15 protein-coding genes are annotated in these 14070 nt (G+C 45.2%); 10 read left to right on the top strand and 5 right to left on the bottom strand.

Annotation, left to right across the window (positions count from 1 at the left end; translation table 11 throughout):
- Positions 1 to 77: 77 nt before the first annotated feature.
- Positions 78 to 896, top strand: a complete 819-nt coding sequence (ccsA, locus tag VNN20_07115; GenBank protein ID HWP91949.1) for a cytochrome c biogenesis protein CcsA — start codon at positions 78 to 80, stop codon at positions 894 to 896.
- 8 nt (positions 897 to 904) lie between these two features.
- Here ccsA and VNN20_07110 read toward each other — a convergent pair whose 3' ends face one another.
- The gene (locus VNN20_07110; GenBank protein HWP91948.1) at positions 905 to 1939 is read right to left on the bottom strand and encodes a penicillin-binding protein activator; all 1035 of its coding nucleotides are present in this window, start codon (positions 1937 to 1939) and stop codon (positions 905 to 907) included.
- Between the two features lie 393 nt (positions 1940 to 2332).
- On the opposite strand from VNN20_07110, the gene VNN20_07105 reads away from it, so the two are divergent.
- The 4 genes from VNN20_07105 (at position 2333) to phaC (ending at position 4896) form a co-directional block, all read left to right on the top strand.
- Positions 2333 to 2740, top strand: a complete 408-nt coding sequence (locus tag VNN20_07105) for a hypothetical protein (protein HWP91947.1) — start codon at positions 2333 to 2335, stop codon at positions 2738 to 2740.
- A 107-nt stretch (positions 2741 to 2847) separates the two neighbouring features.
- A complete protein-coding gene (locus tag VNN20_07100) occupies positions 2848 to 3237 on the top strand; it encodes a hypothetical protein (protein ID HWP91946.1) in 390 nt (129 codons plus the stop codon).
- Positions 3221 to 3667 carry a poly(R)-hydroxyalkanoic acid synthase subunit PhaE gene (locus VNN20_07095; GenBank protein HWP91945.1) on the top strand — a complete coding sequence of 149 codons (447 nt, stop codon included), beginning with the start codon at positions 3221 to 3223 and terminating at the stop codon, positions 3665 to 3667. The genes VNN20_07100 and VNN20_07095 overlap by 17 nt, the downstream gene beginning before the upstream one ends.
- Positions 3668 to 3828: 161 nt before the next feature.
- Positions 3829 to 4896, top strand: coding sequence for a class III poly(R)-hydroxyalkanoic acid synthase subunit PhaC (phaC, locus tag VNN20_07090; protein HWP91944.1), 1068 nt, complete (start codon positions 3829 to 3831; stop codon positions 4894 to 4896).
- 80 nt (positions 4897 to 4976) lie between these two features.
- Here phaC and fabG read toward each other — a convergent pair whose 3' ends face one another.
- A complete protein-coding gene (fabG, locus tag VNN20_07085) occupies positions 4977 to 5735 on the bottom strand; it encodes a 3-oxoacyl-[acyl-carrier-protein] reductase (protein ID HWP91943.1) in 759 nt (252 codons plus the stop codon).
- Positions 5736 to 6051: 316 nt separating this feature from the next.
- Between fabG and VNN20_07080 the strand changes: the two genes are divergently transcribed.
- The 5 genes from VNN20_07080 (at position 6052) to VNN20_07060 (ending at position 10363) form a co-directional block, all read left to right on the top strand.
- Positions 6052 to 6264, top strand: a complete 213-nt coding sequence (locus VNN20_07080) for a dodecin family protein (GenBank protein HWP91942.1) — start codon at positions 6052 to 6054, stop codon at positions 6262 to 6264.
- Between the two features lie 304 nt (positions 6265 to 6568).
- On the top strand, positions 6569 to 6970 hold the full coding sequence (locus VNN20_07075; protein HWP91941.1) for a CBS domain-containing protein: 402 nt from the start codon (positions 6569 to 6571) through the stop codon (positions 6968 to 6970).
- Positions 6971 to 7166: 196 nt separating this feature from the next.
- A complete protein-coding gene (dapF, locus tag VNN20_07070; protein HWP91940.1) occupies positions 7167 to 8042 on the top strand; it encodes a diaminopimelate epimerase in 876 nt (291 codons plus the stop codon).
- Positions 8043 to 8052: 10 nt separating this feature from the next.
- A complete protein-coding gene (locus VNN20_07065) occupies positions 8053 to 9315 on the top strand; it encodes an amidohydrolase family protein (protein HWP91939.1) in 1263 nt (420 codons plus the stop codon).
- Positions 9308 to 10363, top strand: coding sequence for a gamma-glutamylcyclotransferase family protein (locus VNN20_07060; protein HWP91938.1), 1056 nt, complete (start codon positions 9308 to 9310; stop codon positions 10361 to 10363). The genes VNN20_07065 and VNN20_07060 overlap by 8 nt, the downstream gene beginning before the upstream one ends.
- Before the next feature lie 529 nt (positions 10364 to 10892).
- On the opposite strand, the gene VNN20_07055 is transcribed toward VNN20_07060, so the two are convergent.
- The 3 genes from VNN20_07055 to VNN20_07045 all read right to left on the bottom strand — a co-directional run bounded on the left by VNN20_07055 (position 10893) and on the right by VNN20_07045 (position 13918).
- Positions 10893 to 11726 carry an MqnA/MqnD/SBP family protein gene (locus VNN20_07055; GenBank protein HWP91937.1) on the bottom strand — a complete coding sequence of 278 codons (834 nt, stop codon included), beginning with the start codon at positions 11724 to 11726 and terminating at the stop codon, positions 10893 to 10895.
- Positions 11727 to 12019: 293 nt separating this feature from the next.
- Positions 12020 to 12817 (bottom strand): menaquinone biosynthesis protein, encoded by a 798-nt coding sequence (locus VNN20_07050; protein ID HWP91936.1) that lies wholly within the window; start codon positions 12815 to 12817, stop codon positions 12020 to 12022.
- Positions 12818 to 12880: 63 nt separating this feature from the next.
- Positions 12881 to 13918, bottom strand: a complete 1038-nt coding sequence (locus VNN20_07045) for a deoxyguanosinetriphosphate triphosphohydrolase (GenBank protein ID HWP91935.1) — start codon at positions 13916 to 13918, stop codon at positions 12881 to 12883.
- Between the last annotated feature and the right edge of the window lie 152 nt (positions 13919 to 14070).

The following is a 14070-nucleotide window of genomic DNA, read 5'->3' as shown; positions in this document are numbered from 1 at the left end:
GAAATATCAGTAGAGATGTCGGCGACGTGTATTCCCTAATTTTATAAATACGATTTTATTCATTAGAATATAGGTGCATGAGTTGGCACTGGCTTATCGCCCTTTGCTATTTAGCATCATCCCTTTTTTATTTCGCCCACCTCTGGACTCAAAGAGAGAGGTTTTCAGCCCTGGGATATAGTGTCATCATAATCGGAACAGTGCTACATACTATCAGTCTAGTGATTGTTTACACCAGAGGAGAAGCAATAGCCGGCGGATTGGACCGGTCGCTCTATTTGTTCTCCTGGTTTATTTCACTGGTCTATATCGTGGCTTCACGGGTTAAGCCCCGGGTCTTGATAATAGGTGCCTTCGTGGCGCCGCTTGCCCTCATCCTGACCTTACCATCGGTGATTCTTCCTCAAGGTATAATCGAACACGACCCCTCCCTTAAAAACCCCTGGATCGTGGTGCATATCGCCCTGACGCTCCTTGGAGAAGCTATATTCACATTTGCCTTCATTGCCAGCGTACTTTACATATTCCAGGAAAAGAGAATAAAATCGAAAAAAATGGGAGGAGTCTCTATAAATATGCCCTCGCTTACTACCCTGGATAGCCTCAACCACTTTTGCCTACTGGTGGGATTCCCAATACTTACCATAGGACTAGCTTTGGGACTCCTTTCCGCCAAGGAAATTTGGCAATCCGATTGGAATTGGGGACACAAAGAAACCTGGTCTCTGGTCACCTGGTTTCTGTATGCGGTTTTGATTCATGGCCGGCTTGCTTCCGGTTGGAGGGGAAGAAAAGCGGCTTTGGGCGCGGTCTTAGGGTTTGGTGTCATACTTTTTACATTTTTCGTAATCGGCTACTTAGCACCTGGACAGCACGATTTTCTCGGCAGCTATTAACATGCATTTCATCTTATCTCGATAATATTCCCATCCTTGATTGTAAGTAAAACTGGCTTCGGAGTAATCTCTAGACCCCCGTTCATGCTTTTGGTTATTTCGAAACGCTGATCATCCGCCAGAGCTAACAGCCGCTCCATTATGTCCTTATTCTCAACCGGGTCTTTCAAAGCTTCGAGGGTAAGCTTGACTGCCTCGTACACCTGGTATTCCAGGGGAGAGTCCGGCCGTTCGCCGAAAGCATAGTCAAACCTGTCGCTGAAATCCAACCACCCATTGCTTCCTGGGAAAAAGAAATCGGTAAAGAGGACCTTGAACACTGCTCCATCGATTTCATTACCAATAGCTCTCAGGAATGAGTCGCTGTTCCAAGTGCTTGGCCCCAGGAAGAGTACGTTTCCCAGGGTCAACCTCTGCTTTAACAACTTAACTACCTCTGCTGAGCGCGTGGCCCCGTCGGGGATGAAAATAGCTTGAGGATGAATCGAGTTAAGCCATTCTATTTCCGTCCAGATATTATCGAGACTTAAGTCGTAAGAGCCAGCATAGGTGAGGTCACCTCCCAGCGCTTTAACCGACCTGACAAATGCCTCTTTAAACTGCTCCCCGAGATGATTCCTTGGATTAAGAACCCCGAATGTCTTTATACCAATCGCCTCTACGGCGTACCGTGCCAGAACTCGGGCCTGTTCTTCAATGTTGTATGAGAATTTTATAAGGTAAGCATTGTGTGGAATTCCCCTATTTGAGACAGGAAAAACCAGGGTAGGAATCTCTAGGGATTTTATAGTACCGTTCACTTCATCAATAAGACCGCTAGGAATGGGGCCGACCACCAAGGACACCCCGTCCTCTCTCACCATTTCCTCCAGCGCCTTTCTCGTTTCCTCTATACTCCCGCCAGAGTCTCTGACAATCACCTGAAACCCAAGTTGTCCATTGATTGTATTCGTTGCCGCCAGGATGCCCCTTAAAGCCTTTCTCCCGACCAACTCGTACTCACCGCTCAGGGGCAGTAAGCAGCCAATTAAATTAGTGTTCAATTTCCCGGATGGATGTAATGGAGTCGGTTCTTGAGCCGAGGGTACTCTGTAAGGATAAAATAGGCTAAGAAAGATGAGTATAGAAATAATAAGGATCAAAGAGCCCGTCCCGAAACCGAATCAAAATACCATTCTACCCGACTTTCACAAATAGAGTGGTTCTCCGTTCATCGGATGGAAAAATTTACCAAAACCATTTACACGAAAACACCCCTCGCCGAATATTCGAATTAAATCCATGTTTTATTCGCTAATGCTCTAGAAAATAGGTTTTAAGTCTTATAATCTACTAATATCACTATGTATTTTTTTTTCGCAAATGCGAAGAAACCGCTTGACAACCTATAATGCCCTGGTTATATTAAATGGAAATAAAAAAAGGAGGCAATTGAAATGGCCGAAAAGAAAAAAGAAGTAGAGGTAAAGGTTGAGGATTTTAGTGACTTTGTTAAGGGCCTGAGCGGTTTGGTGAAGGAAAACTACCTATCCGGCTTGGAGCTCTCCCTTTCTATTTGGGAGGAAAACCAAAAGTTCGTAAACGCCCAGCTTGAGCAACTTTTCACAGCACAAAAAGAATATGCAGCCCAGATAAAGTCAAACCTGGAAAAGCTACCCAAGGAGTTCCCGCATTTTTATTTTGACGGAAACTTCGACCGGTTGGCAAATGCTCAGAAAGAATATATAAAGCTGGTGAGAAACGTATCGGATAAGCTTGCCAAGGACTTTATTAACCTAACCCACAAAGCTACAGAGAAGGCTTTCTCCGCATTTGAAGAGCAATTAAACCTCTTTAAATCATAATAAAGACTAGGTAAACTAGCTCCTATCCCGCTTGCATTTACGTGTTAATTGTATCGAGGGAGGGTAGTTTAAAAGGGGTTTAATAAAAAGAATGTAGGAGGACTCTAATGCCTGAAAAAAAGAAGGAAGAAGAGTCTAATTATTTCAGTTACTTCAAGAAACTATACGAATCTTGGGAAAAATCCACTTCTCAGGCACTCGATGTTTGGCTAAAGAGTCCTCTATTCACAAACAGCATGGAAAGGGCGGTGGAGAAATCAATCGAGTTTAAGAATTATATACAAGACACCATGGAGCGAAACCTAAGACTCAGATATGTTCCCATTAAAAACGATACCGAAAGGCTGGCGATTTCACTAAACAAGATAAATCAGAAGCTCAATCAACTCGAAGAGAAAATCAAATCCTTAGAAACAACTCCATCGTCAACTAAAGAGAAAAAACAGACTAGGCCAAAAAAAGCCAGGAGGAAAAAGATTCATGAGCAAAAACTTTGACTACTCGGAATTCTACAAAAAATTCTACGAGGGATGGGAGAAGACCATGTCCGAGGCAATAGATATTTGGACTAAAAGCCCCTTCCTCAATAAAGCTGAATCAGCAGACCCAAAGAATGCGGAATTCGACCCGGTTGCAAACTACAAGAAGTTTTATGAAACCTGGGAGAAGACTACATCCGAAGCACTAGAAATGTGGCTTAACAGTCCCCTATTCGCCGCTAACATGGGAAAGGCAATCGAAAGGTCCTCAGAATTCAAGAAATACCTGGACGAAGTCATTGAAAAGAACCTAAAAAACATGCGCATTCCTACGAAGACTGACGTTGACCGGATCCTTTCTACGATTAACAACATCGAAGCCAAGATAAACGACCTTATGGACAAAGTAGATGAGATCAAATTGACAAAGAAGGCTTCCAATAAGTAGGTTATCGAGAAGTAGCCACCCTTCGCCAACAAAGAGTCTCACAGTTCTACCCAGTCGGTCAAACGAAAGTGTGAAGGTTTAATATTCAGGTTTTTGCTATACACGGGTTGGTGGTAGTATTATAGCCGTGACAGCATTGACACCAAGGAGGGATACCCTATATGACGATTAATTACTTCGAATCTTTGATTCAGGAAGCAGAAAAAGCAAAGGAAAAGCTGGCCAAGGCGGTGGAGCTGGCCGTAGTGAACCCGCCGGAAGTAAAAGTTGGGGTGACCCCTCACGAGGTCGTTTTTACCGAGAATAAGTTACGTCTGCTCCATTACTACCCATTAGCCGAGAAAACTTACCCCGTTCCGCTTTTAATGGTTTTTGCACTGGTTAATAGACCATATATTCTCGACCTAAAGCCGGGAAGGAGTGTAGTCGAAGTCCTATTGAAGAAGGGTATAGACGTATACATGATTGATTGGGGTGTACCGGGAGACGAAGATAAGCATCTCGGTCTCGACCATTACATAAACAGATATATAAGAAAAACGGTAAGCAAGGTAAAAAAGGTCTCCGGCTCGGACAAGGTAAGCCTGATGGGCTATTGCATGGGTGGCACTATGTCAGCGATGTATACATCGCTTTATCCCGAAGATGTGAAGAACTTAATTCTCATGACCACGGGCATCGACTTCAAAGTGGAGGGAACTTTGAATCTATGGAGTGACAAACCCAACTTTGATGTAGACAAATTTGTAGAGGCTTTTGGAAACGTTCCCCCTGAATTTCTCCAGGCCAGCTTTCTCATAATGAAACCGGTACAGAACCTGGTGTCCAAGTATGTTAGCTTTTATGAAAATGTGGAAAACGAGCAGTTCGTCGACAACTTCTTCGCCATGGAGAAGTGGCTGAATGACAACATTCCGGTCCCCGGAGAGGTTTTCAGAGAATTCGTCAAGTACTGTTATCAAGAGAACCTGCTGGTACAAAACAAGCTTCGAATCAATGGAAAATTGGTTGACCTTAGAAACATCAAATGCTCGGTATTAAACCTCATAGCCGAGCACGACCATCTCGTCCCTCCGGCTTCGAGCTTAGTTTTTAATGACTTAATATCTAGTAAGGATAAAGAGACCATAATTTACCCCACAGGCCATATAGGCCTTTCGGTGAGTAGTAAGTCACTCAAGGAGCTTTGGCCAAAGGTAGCCGACTGGCTTATACAAAGGTCTAAATGAATTGTTTGCGGGTTAGCGAGTTTTTGTGTTTGCGTAGTCTAAACTGCCAAACTCGTAACAGGCAAACAGATAAACCGTTACTACATATAATGCCCGCCATTGATTCTCAACGTGATGCCCGTAATCCAGCTTGCAGCAGGAGAACAAAGGTAGAGAACAGCAAGGGCAATCTCTTCTGGGGTACCAAATCTTCCTAAAGGTATCTGTGCCAGTATTTGCTTCCTGATATCCTCGGGAACCGTTCCGAGCATATCGGTCTCGATGAACCCGGGAGCAACTGCGTTCACCCGAATATTGTTGCCGGCCAGTTCTCGGGCTAAGCTCTTGGTGAAACCAATTATACCCGCTTTGGTCGATGCATAATTGGTCTGACCGACATTTCCCATCTCCCCTATAATTGACGAAATGGATATGATTACGCCGCTCTTTTGTGCGACCATGGGTTCCACTACAGCCTTTGTGCAGTTAAACAGGCTATTGAGATTGGTCTCTATAACTTCTTTCCACTGCTCGGGAGTCATTCTCCGTAATGTCCTATCCCTGTTTACCCCAGCGTTATTCACTAAAATATCCACCTTGCCAAAATGGTTGATTACAGCCTTGCCCAGGTTCTGGGCTTGCTCAAACTTGCTTACATCAGCCCTAACTGTAACGCACTTCCTCCCCATTTTTTCGATCTGCTTCTTCACTTCGTCGGCCTGTTTATCGCTTCTGGCATAGTTTAGAAGAATGTCCGCCCCGGCCTCGGCTAAAGCAAGGCATATAGCCCTGCCGATGCCCCTGGAACCCCCGGTGACAAGCGCAACCTTGCCACTCAAGTCGTATAGCTCATTTATCATAAAAACACCTCCTCCGAATTGTACGTATTGATTGGAATAAGCCTAGAGATTTTTAACCTTTTATTGCGATTTGTCAAATCAATTGTAGACGGCATGAACCCGACGGATATATTTTTAATTTCACTGCCAGAGTCATTGCCATCCGCATCTTTGTTATTGCTTTTTGCAGAGATAACTTTAAATACCATAAAAGATTTTCCTACCAAAGTCTCTATTAAAAAACGCATTCTGAAATGGCTTTACTAAAAAATCATACTTGACTTTATCTTCGGGATTTGATAGTTGTTGACTAAAACTAGCACTAAAGGAGGTTGAAATGGCTGCTGTAGCAAGGATAACGGAAGTCATAGGTTCATCGGAAAAGTCTTGGGATGATGCCGTGCAAAATGCTTTAAAAAGAGCCAACAAGACCCTAAGGGGCCTCACCGGATTAGAGATCACCAAAATGAACGCCCACATCGAAAAAGGAAAGATAACCGAATACCGGGCTCACGTACGCATTACCTTTATCTTAGAGGATTCGAAGTGATTTTATATTCCAGTCTATATAGCAATGGGCTAGGCCTCAAACCAATAGGCTTAGCCCTGCTTTTGCCCGGCAATAAAAGCAAAATGTGAAAATTATACCAATCGATTTTGAATGACATTTTGATCGATGTCTAAATATAATTCCAGCTTTAATGGCCTTTACAAACCTTCTTCCTAAAAGGCAGTCAGTCTATCCTTACCAGTCTAAAAATTTTGTTGACAATGAGCACCAATTTATTTATAACAAATTATAGACGTTAATGGTTTTCCCATGAGCAGATACCTTCATGCAGGAGGGGTCGAACATGAAAGCAAATGAAATCATGACTAAAGATGTTCTATCCGTCGACGAGAATACCTCGGTTAAGGAAGCGGTACAAATAATGGCCAAACACAATGTAGGAGCGCTGATTGTCCAGACCCCAAAACCCACTTTTGGAATTTTTACACAGGGCGACCTGGTAACCCGGGTGATTGCAGAGGGAAAAGACCTAGAGAAGACAAAGATTAAAGACGTCATGACCGAAACAGTCCAATGCGCCCAGGCAGAGGACAGCATCGACGAATTGACTAAGATCATGTACGAACAGAATGTTCGTTATCTTCCGGTCATGGATGGAAGAAAACTGGTTGGTATCATTTCCACTACAGACCTGTTCAGGCTAACATTCAGAGCGGCGGAAGGGTATCAGGAGGAAGTAATCTAAATTAAAATCCCCTCCTTATTTCTTCCCATCCCAGATTGAACACCCGGAGAAGAGTTGTCATTAACACACCCCAGCCAGCAAACTGGAATAGGCTATTAATTCAAGCCCTACTCAATCAATAATTCATCAAAAAGCAGTTTTGAATTTCGGATAAAATATTATACTCTTTTGCTCAAAATAGAATGAGGATAAACCTATGAACCGGTTTGTTAAGTCCCACGGGCTAGGAAACGATTACATCGTCCTGGATATAGCCGATATCGGTTTTCAACTGACAGACGAGGTTATAAAGCTCCTCTGCCATCGAAATTATGGGATAGGGTCGGACGGTATATTGCTTCTCATCCCCACGAACAAGGCAGACTTCGGACTCAGAATTTTCAACCCGGATGGAAGTGAGGCCGAAAAGAGCGGTAATGGGCTTAGGATCTTTGCCAAATTCCTCTACGAACACGGTTATACCAACAAAGATTCGTTTAACATAGATACCCTGGGTGGCATAGTCAGTGCAGAACTGGAGACCAGAAACAACCGGGTATTATTCGTCACCGTGGAGATGGGGAATGCCACATTCACCAGCACCTTGATCCCGGTGGAAGGGGAAGAAAGGGAAGTGGTGGGTGAAGAGATGAGAATAAACGGTGAGATTCTAAAGTTCACTGCGGTCTCGGTTGGCAACCCGCACTGCGTGGCGTTTGTCGATACACTCGACGAAGGCTACACCAGGAAGCTCGGCCCTATAATCGAGACTCATCGCCTCTTTCCCAAGCGAACCAATGTTCAATTCGCCAAGGTCGTTTCTAGAAACCTGGTCCAGATCCTAATCTGGGAACGGGGAGCAGGGTATACCCTGGCCTCGGGCAGCAGCTCCTGTGCGGTGGCCGCTGCATGCGTCAAAAACGGTCTCACCGACAAGTACGTAACCATTTCCATGCCCGGCGGGGAGCTTCAGATAGAAGTCAGGGATGACTGGTCGTTGAGGATGCGGGGGCCTGTCGAAGAGGTTTCTTATGGCACTATCAGCGAGGACTTAATAGAAAACATTAATAAATTGTCCTCTTCAGGGTCTTGAAGATTCACCGATGAATAGGCAAAAGATTATAGCGACGGCAGAAACGATTTTACCCATTTCTTCCCCGCCAATAAGTAAAGGAGCGGTTCTAATGGCCGACGGTCAAATCGAAGAAATCGGAAAAGCACAAAATGTGATTAATAAACATCGAAACATAGAGATATTAAACCTGGGTAAGGGAATACTGCTACCCGGTTTTGTGAACGCCCATACCCACCTGGAGCTAGGCTGGATAACAAAAAAGCTAGGAGAATGCGATAGCTTTATCGAATGGATTCAGCAAATCATAAGAGCCAAGGCTGATGGAGTAACAACGGAGGAAATAGAGTCATCGGTCGAAGAGGGAATCACCCTGCTCATCAAAAACGGCGTGACCACCGTCGGGGAAGTATCGTCTTACGATGGGTTAGACAAACCGTTACTCAAAAGGTCGGGGTTAAGAACAGTCCTTTTCACCGAGCTCTTTGACCGCCATGAAGAATACTTGGACACCTTATCCTTCCAGGACGATGGCCTGTTTGAAGAGAGGCCATTCCCTCACGCCCCTTATTCCTGTTCAGCCGGCTTTCTCAAGAGCGTATTAAAATCCTTCGGAGATAGGAAAATCCCCATGGGAATTCACGCCGCCGAGAGTGACGAGGAGGTGAAGTTCATCCAGGGCGAGTATAACGACTTTGAAAACAAGGTATTCCCGCTTTTAGGGAAGGGAACTTTCGAGAGAGACAAGGCTCGAACCCCGCTCCAGTATCTCAAGAAATTAGGTCTATTCGACAAGACCAGGTTTACGCTCGTTCACATGGTGCAGGTTCTTCCGGAAGAGGTAGAGGACCTGAGGGAATTTAACCTGGGTGTTGTGCTTTGCCCCCGGAGCAACTTCTTCCTCAAGGTGGGCACCCCACCGGTCGAACTCTATTCCAAGCTCGAAAGAATAGGTATTGGGACAGACGGTATGTCCAGCAACCTGAACCTGGATTTTCTTGAAGAACTAAGATTCTTTTACCTGACATTTGCCCGGAGGCTGGGAAGACAAGCCCCCTTCTTCACTGTCTACTTAGCCACGTTGGGCGGAGCAAGGTCTCTTTTCCTGGAGAATAAAATCGGCAGCCTCGACCCGGGAAAGGATGCAGATATGGTCTTTCTCTCTCCCGGAAGCTCTTCCTCCAATCCTTATATCTCAGTCATCTCCTCTCGCCAGGAGGATGTAAAACTGGTCATGGTAAAAGGGAAAATACTCTACTCTCAAATTGACCATACGGCTAATCTAAATGTTTAACGAAGACAAACTATTTGTTTACGGCACTCTTCTTCAAGGAGAACCACGGAACCGCTATTTAGAGGGTTGTAAGCTAATCCGAACCCTGGAGGTGCCCGGGAAACTCTATGACACCTTGAGAGGGTATCCCGCCGCCTCCTTTGACCCTAACACTGAGGAAACCGTAGCCGGTGAGCTTTACTGGATCTCTAGAGATGTCGATAAAAAATTGGAATACCTGGACAGGGTAGAAGGTACGAGAGATAGATTCTACCAGAGAAAAAAACTAGGGCACGGAGGGTACAGCTTCTACCTTTATGAAGCGGGAGAGCTTTTAAAAGAAGCGCTCAAAGAAGAAAACAGAATTCAAACCGGGAACTGGAGGAGATACGGGTCGGCGGCATTTGCTAACCCGGCCCAATTCGCCCTAACATTCGAAGAACCTCAGCATAAACGCTACAGAAAATTTCCCCCGGATGATTCCATCGGGTCGATATTTTTAAAAGGGGAGGCCCCCATACTGGTTACCGCATCCCATGCCACAGCACATTTAAGGATGAACGTATTAAAATACGAAGAGCATCATACCGGGGCAATTGCCGTAATTCTTCATATCCTCACCGGGTCTCATGCCATCTATACCCACCTGGCCTCTAAAGTCGACCCAAACTATTATGACGAAGCGCCTTTCAAGAAAAAAATCGAAGAGGTGATCAAGGAATACGGAATTAAATTCGTTATAGATTTGCACGGGACTAGAACCAAGAGAAATGAAGACATATATCCAGGGGTTGGCAATAACCGGGAATTCTTGCTGGGGAATGATACTTACCTCAATAGGCTCGAGGAACTGGCCAAATCGAGTGGGCTTATCCTGGGCGGAACGGAGGTATTCCCCGCTTCCCGCCAGATGACCATCACCAAATTCATCTCCAGCAGGCTTCGTATCCCAGCCATGCAGGTTGAGATTAGTGAAAGGCTAAGACAGCCAGATAAGAATCCCTCTAAGTTCGTGAGGCTTATCAGGATACTAGAGGACCTGATTTCCTCAATTAAAGCCAGCATATAGCCAGGCTAGTGCTCAGCCAAGAGACTTTGACCCATCAATGCCAGTTATCGACGAGCCAGTTTAGTAACTGCGGATTGGGTAATTACAGGTAATAACCTAGATTTGATAATACTGACACTGTAGTAATAATGCGCAACCAGAGCGGAAGTCTATTTTATAATTTACTCGCTCACTCTTCTAGTCTATTTCTGAAAAACTAGCAGAAGTTTGTGGATCAAGGTTAAATTATGGAGCTGACTACCTGTCATTCCCACGAAAGCGGGAATCCATCTTCATATTATTCTGGATTCCCGATCGTTGTCGGGAATGACAAAAAGCATTGGCACCCGATTGATCCCCGGGTTTAAACAGGAGACAGATATGACTCCAAGCTAGTTGCCTTATAAAGAACGCACTCCTCCTGCATTTAGCAGAGGAATGAGGTCAGTTAGGTTTTACAATTGATCTGACACCATCGAAATTTCAAATTCTGACTCTTACAAATTACATTAGATATCCGCATCATCAAAGTCTATTATAAGACAGGCCACTAGTCTTCGAGAACGTCCAATACGGCTTTATCCTTGATAATCCCCTTCTGAAAGGCCCTGTTGAAAAGGTATTCCAAAGCCTTCTTTCCCCGCTCCCCCATATTTCTTGTATATTCATTCACATACATGAGGACGAATTTCTCGCCCAAATCCTTCCTCATTCCTCTTCCAAATCGAAGGGCATATTCCAGGGCTTCGTCTTTATGGGAAAGCCCATAATCGATACTTGCTTTGTGAATCCTCAGAATTTCTCTTTGTAAATCCTCCTCTATATCCCTTCTGACGGTATTTATCCCGAGCGGGAGAGGAAGAGAGGTATCCCTCGCCCACGACTGGCCAAGGTCGAGAATGCTGGTTAGTCCCAGGGCTTCATAAGTGAGCTGGCCCTCGTGTATTATGAGACCCGCTTCAACCTCATCATCCTTTACCGCTTCCATTACTTGGTCAAAGGGCATCTCCACAGGTGTAAAACCGTCGGCGTAAATGCTTAGAAGAAGAAAGGCCGTGGTCAGCTTCCCTGGAATGGCCACTTCTTTCCCTCGGAGGTTATCCAGGGTTTCTTTAGCCACGACTATGGGCCCATAGCCATCTCCCATGCTCGCTCCGCAGGAGAGAATTCTGTATTTGTCCTGCACTTGAAGGTAGGCATGGGCGGAGATTGCCGTGACCTCCAACTCGCCCTGTAGGGCCCTTTTATTCAGATTTTGGATCTCCTCTATTACATGAACGAACTGGATACGGTCTGAAGTCGTTTTCCCGCTGGCCATTCCGTAGAACATAAAGGCATCGTCTGCGTCCGGGCTGTGCCCTAGCTTCATTGTGATTTTATTCAATGTGTAGTCCTCTCTTTTTTAATTTATTGTGGTCATTGCCAGGAGGCCTTCGGCTGACTCAGGGTAGACGCTGTGGCGAAGCAATCCATTGGATTCTTCGCGGGACCTGAGGTAGTGATTAGGAGGCAGGAAATTCAGGGAACTGCAACGCTCAGAATGACACCTTATGTCAGCTCGCTTTGTGGAGTTTATACTGAGAAGAGCGAATGTGCTCGCAATGACGATGATGTGCCTTAAGCTACAATTAAGCATCTTATGTAGACAATCCCAAATTTTTTAAGCAATTTTGGTTTCTACTCCGAATAGATCTCTAACTCCCTAACCTCCTTAATCTCTTCTAGCTTCGAGAGAAACTTGGCATAAGCCATTATCCCTTTTACCTCTCTCTCCCCCAGGTCGTATCTGATCCTTTCGGTCAGGTAGCGTGAACAAATTTCCTCGGGGAGCCCAACCTTTTCCGACTCAAACTTGGCAATATTTTTAACCAATTCAAGGCCGACTGATTTTGCTTTTTCCAGAGCCTGAAGATTTTTCCCCAGGTGAACGCCTTTATTTACCGCATATACCGCATATACAAAAGGAAGCCCGGTTTTATCCGTCCAAATCTCGCCCAGGTCAAAAACCTTATATCCCCGGGGGGGATAATTGTGGATTTTAAGCCCGGTGTTGCCGATGAGCATCCCACCATCAACACCGTTTAAGAACTTATCGTCGGGTTCCCTCTTAACATAGGTTGGGAAAATGCCATTGAATACCTCGAGGATTATTCTTAGAAGAGCGGTAGAACTCCTTGACCTGGCGTCAACGGCGATTGTTTTAATATCGCTAATCCTTGACTTGGACACGAGAACAACGCTTTCTACCTTACCGAATGAGGAAATGGAGATATTGGGTACGACGGTGTAATTATTACCCCTAATTAACTCAGCTACAGGAATAAGTCCAAGGTCCACTTTTTGCTCCAAAAGCAATTGGGACAACTGGGAAGGAGGTGTGTACAGTATCTCAAAATCATGCTCTAACAGACCCTCTTCTAGTGGAAACACCAGAGGCTTTACGTTTAGAAAAGGCACCGAACCCAACTTAATCAAAACTGTTCTCCTACTTTTGCAGGGATTATAACTAAAGGCCCTACTTATGACCAATAGTGTGCTTTAATCAACATGCCATCTTTTCGGCAGGAAGATTTTTTCATAAGTTGAAATGGCATAAGAATCAGTCATACCGGCGATAAAATCGCACACCGCGCGTTCGACGGTTTCACCTTCTCTCGGGCTCCTCTTATTGATTTTCCAAAAATCTTCCGGGTTACCACAGAAATATTCATAAAGCTCCTTCATCATCTTTTTGGCCTTGAGGAAGTTGTTCCTTACTCCCTCGTTCATATAAACCGTGTTAAAGAGATAGTTTCTGAGCTCGACCATGGCTTCTTCAACCTCTTTGCTGATAACCACCCTCTTCTCACCGAGCTTTTTGGTCTCGAATATAATATCGCTGACCATCCTGTTTATCCGCTCCGAATTCGTCCTTCCTAAAACCCTGAGGCATTCCTGGGGCAGGTCATCTATCGTGATCAGCCCCGCTCTAATCGCATCGTCTACATCATGGTTGGCATAAGCGACCAAATCGGAAACCCTCACCACCTGTCCCTCCATAGTCTCCGGACGGTATTTCGGATTATCCACCGGTCCCATACCCTTTGAGTGTTTAGAAATTCCGTCTCTGACTTCATAGGTTAAATTCAACCCCTGCCCGTCCCTCTCCAGCACATCCACTACACGAAGGCTGTGGATAACGTGCTTGAAGCCGCCCGGGAATATCTCATTAAGTGCGTCCTCGCCGGCGTGGCCGAAGGGGGTGTGGCCTAAATCGTGCCCTAAACCGATTGCCTCGGTGAGGTCTTCGTTAAGCCTTAGGGCCTTGGATATGGTCCTGGCTATTTGAGAGACCTCAATCACATGGGTAAGCCTAGTTCTATAGTGATCGCCCGTGGGCGAGAGGAAAACCTGGGTTTTATGCTTCATCCGCCGAAAGGACTTTGAATGTATTATCCTGTCCCGGTCTCTCTGAAAGGCTGTCCTGATCGGACAGGGTTCTTCCGGTCTCATCCTTCCTTTACTCTCGGAGCTGAGAGCGGCAAACGGAGAAAGCACCTTTTTCTCTATCTCTTCAAGCTCTTCCCTTATGGTCAATTTATAGTCTCCCAAAAATCAACAATGTAAACCTATACTCAAAAGGTAATGATTGCATCCGCTGGTTTAATGTAAGGAACGCATATATGCGTTCCCTACAAATATATGGGTTGACCTTCTTACACTATAGTTTGTAACCTGCAGGATTCGTA

This window comes from Thermodesulfobacteriota bacterium (genome assembly GCA_035559815.1).
GTDB lineage: Bacteria > Desulfobacterota_D > UBA1144 > Nemesobacterales > CSP1-2 > DATMAT01.
This window is presented reverse-complemented; position numbering and strand designations above follow the sequence as displayed.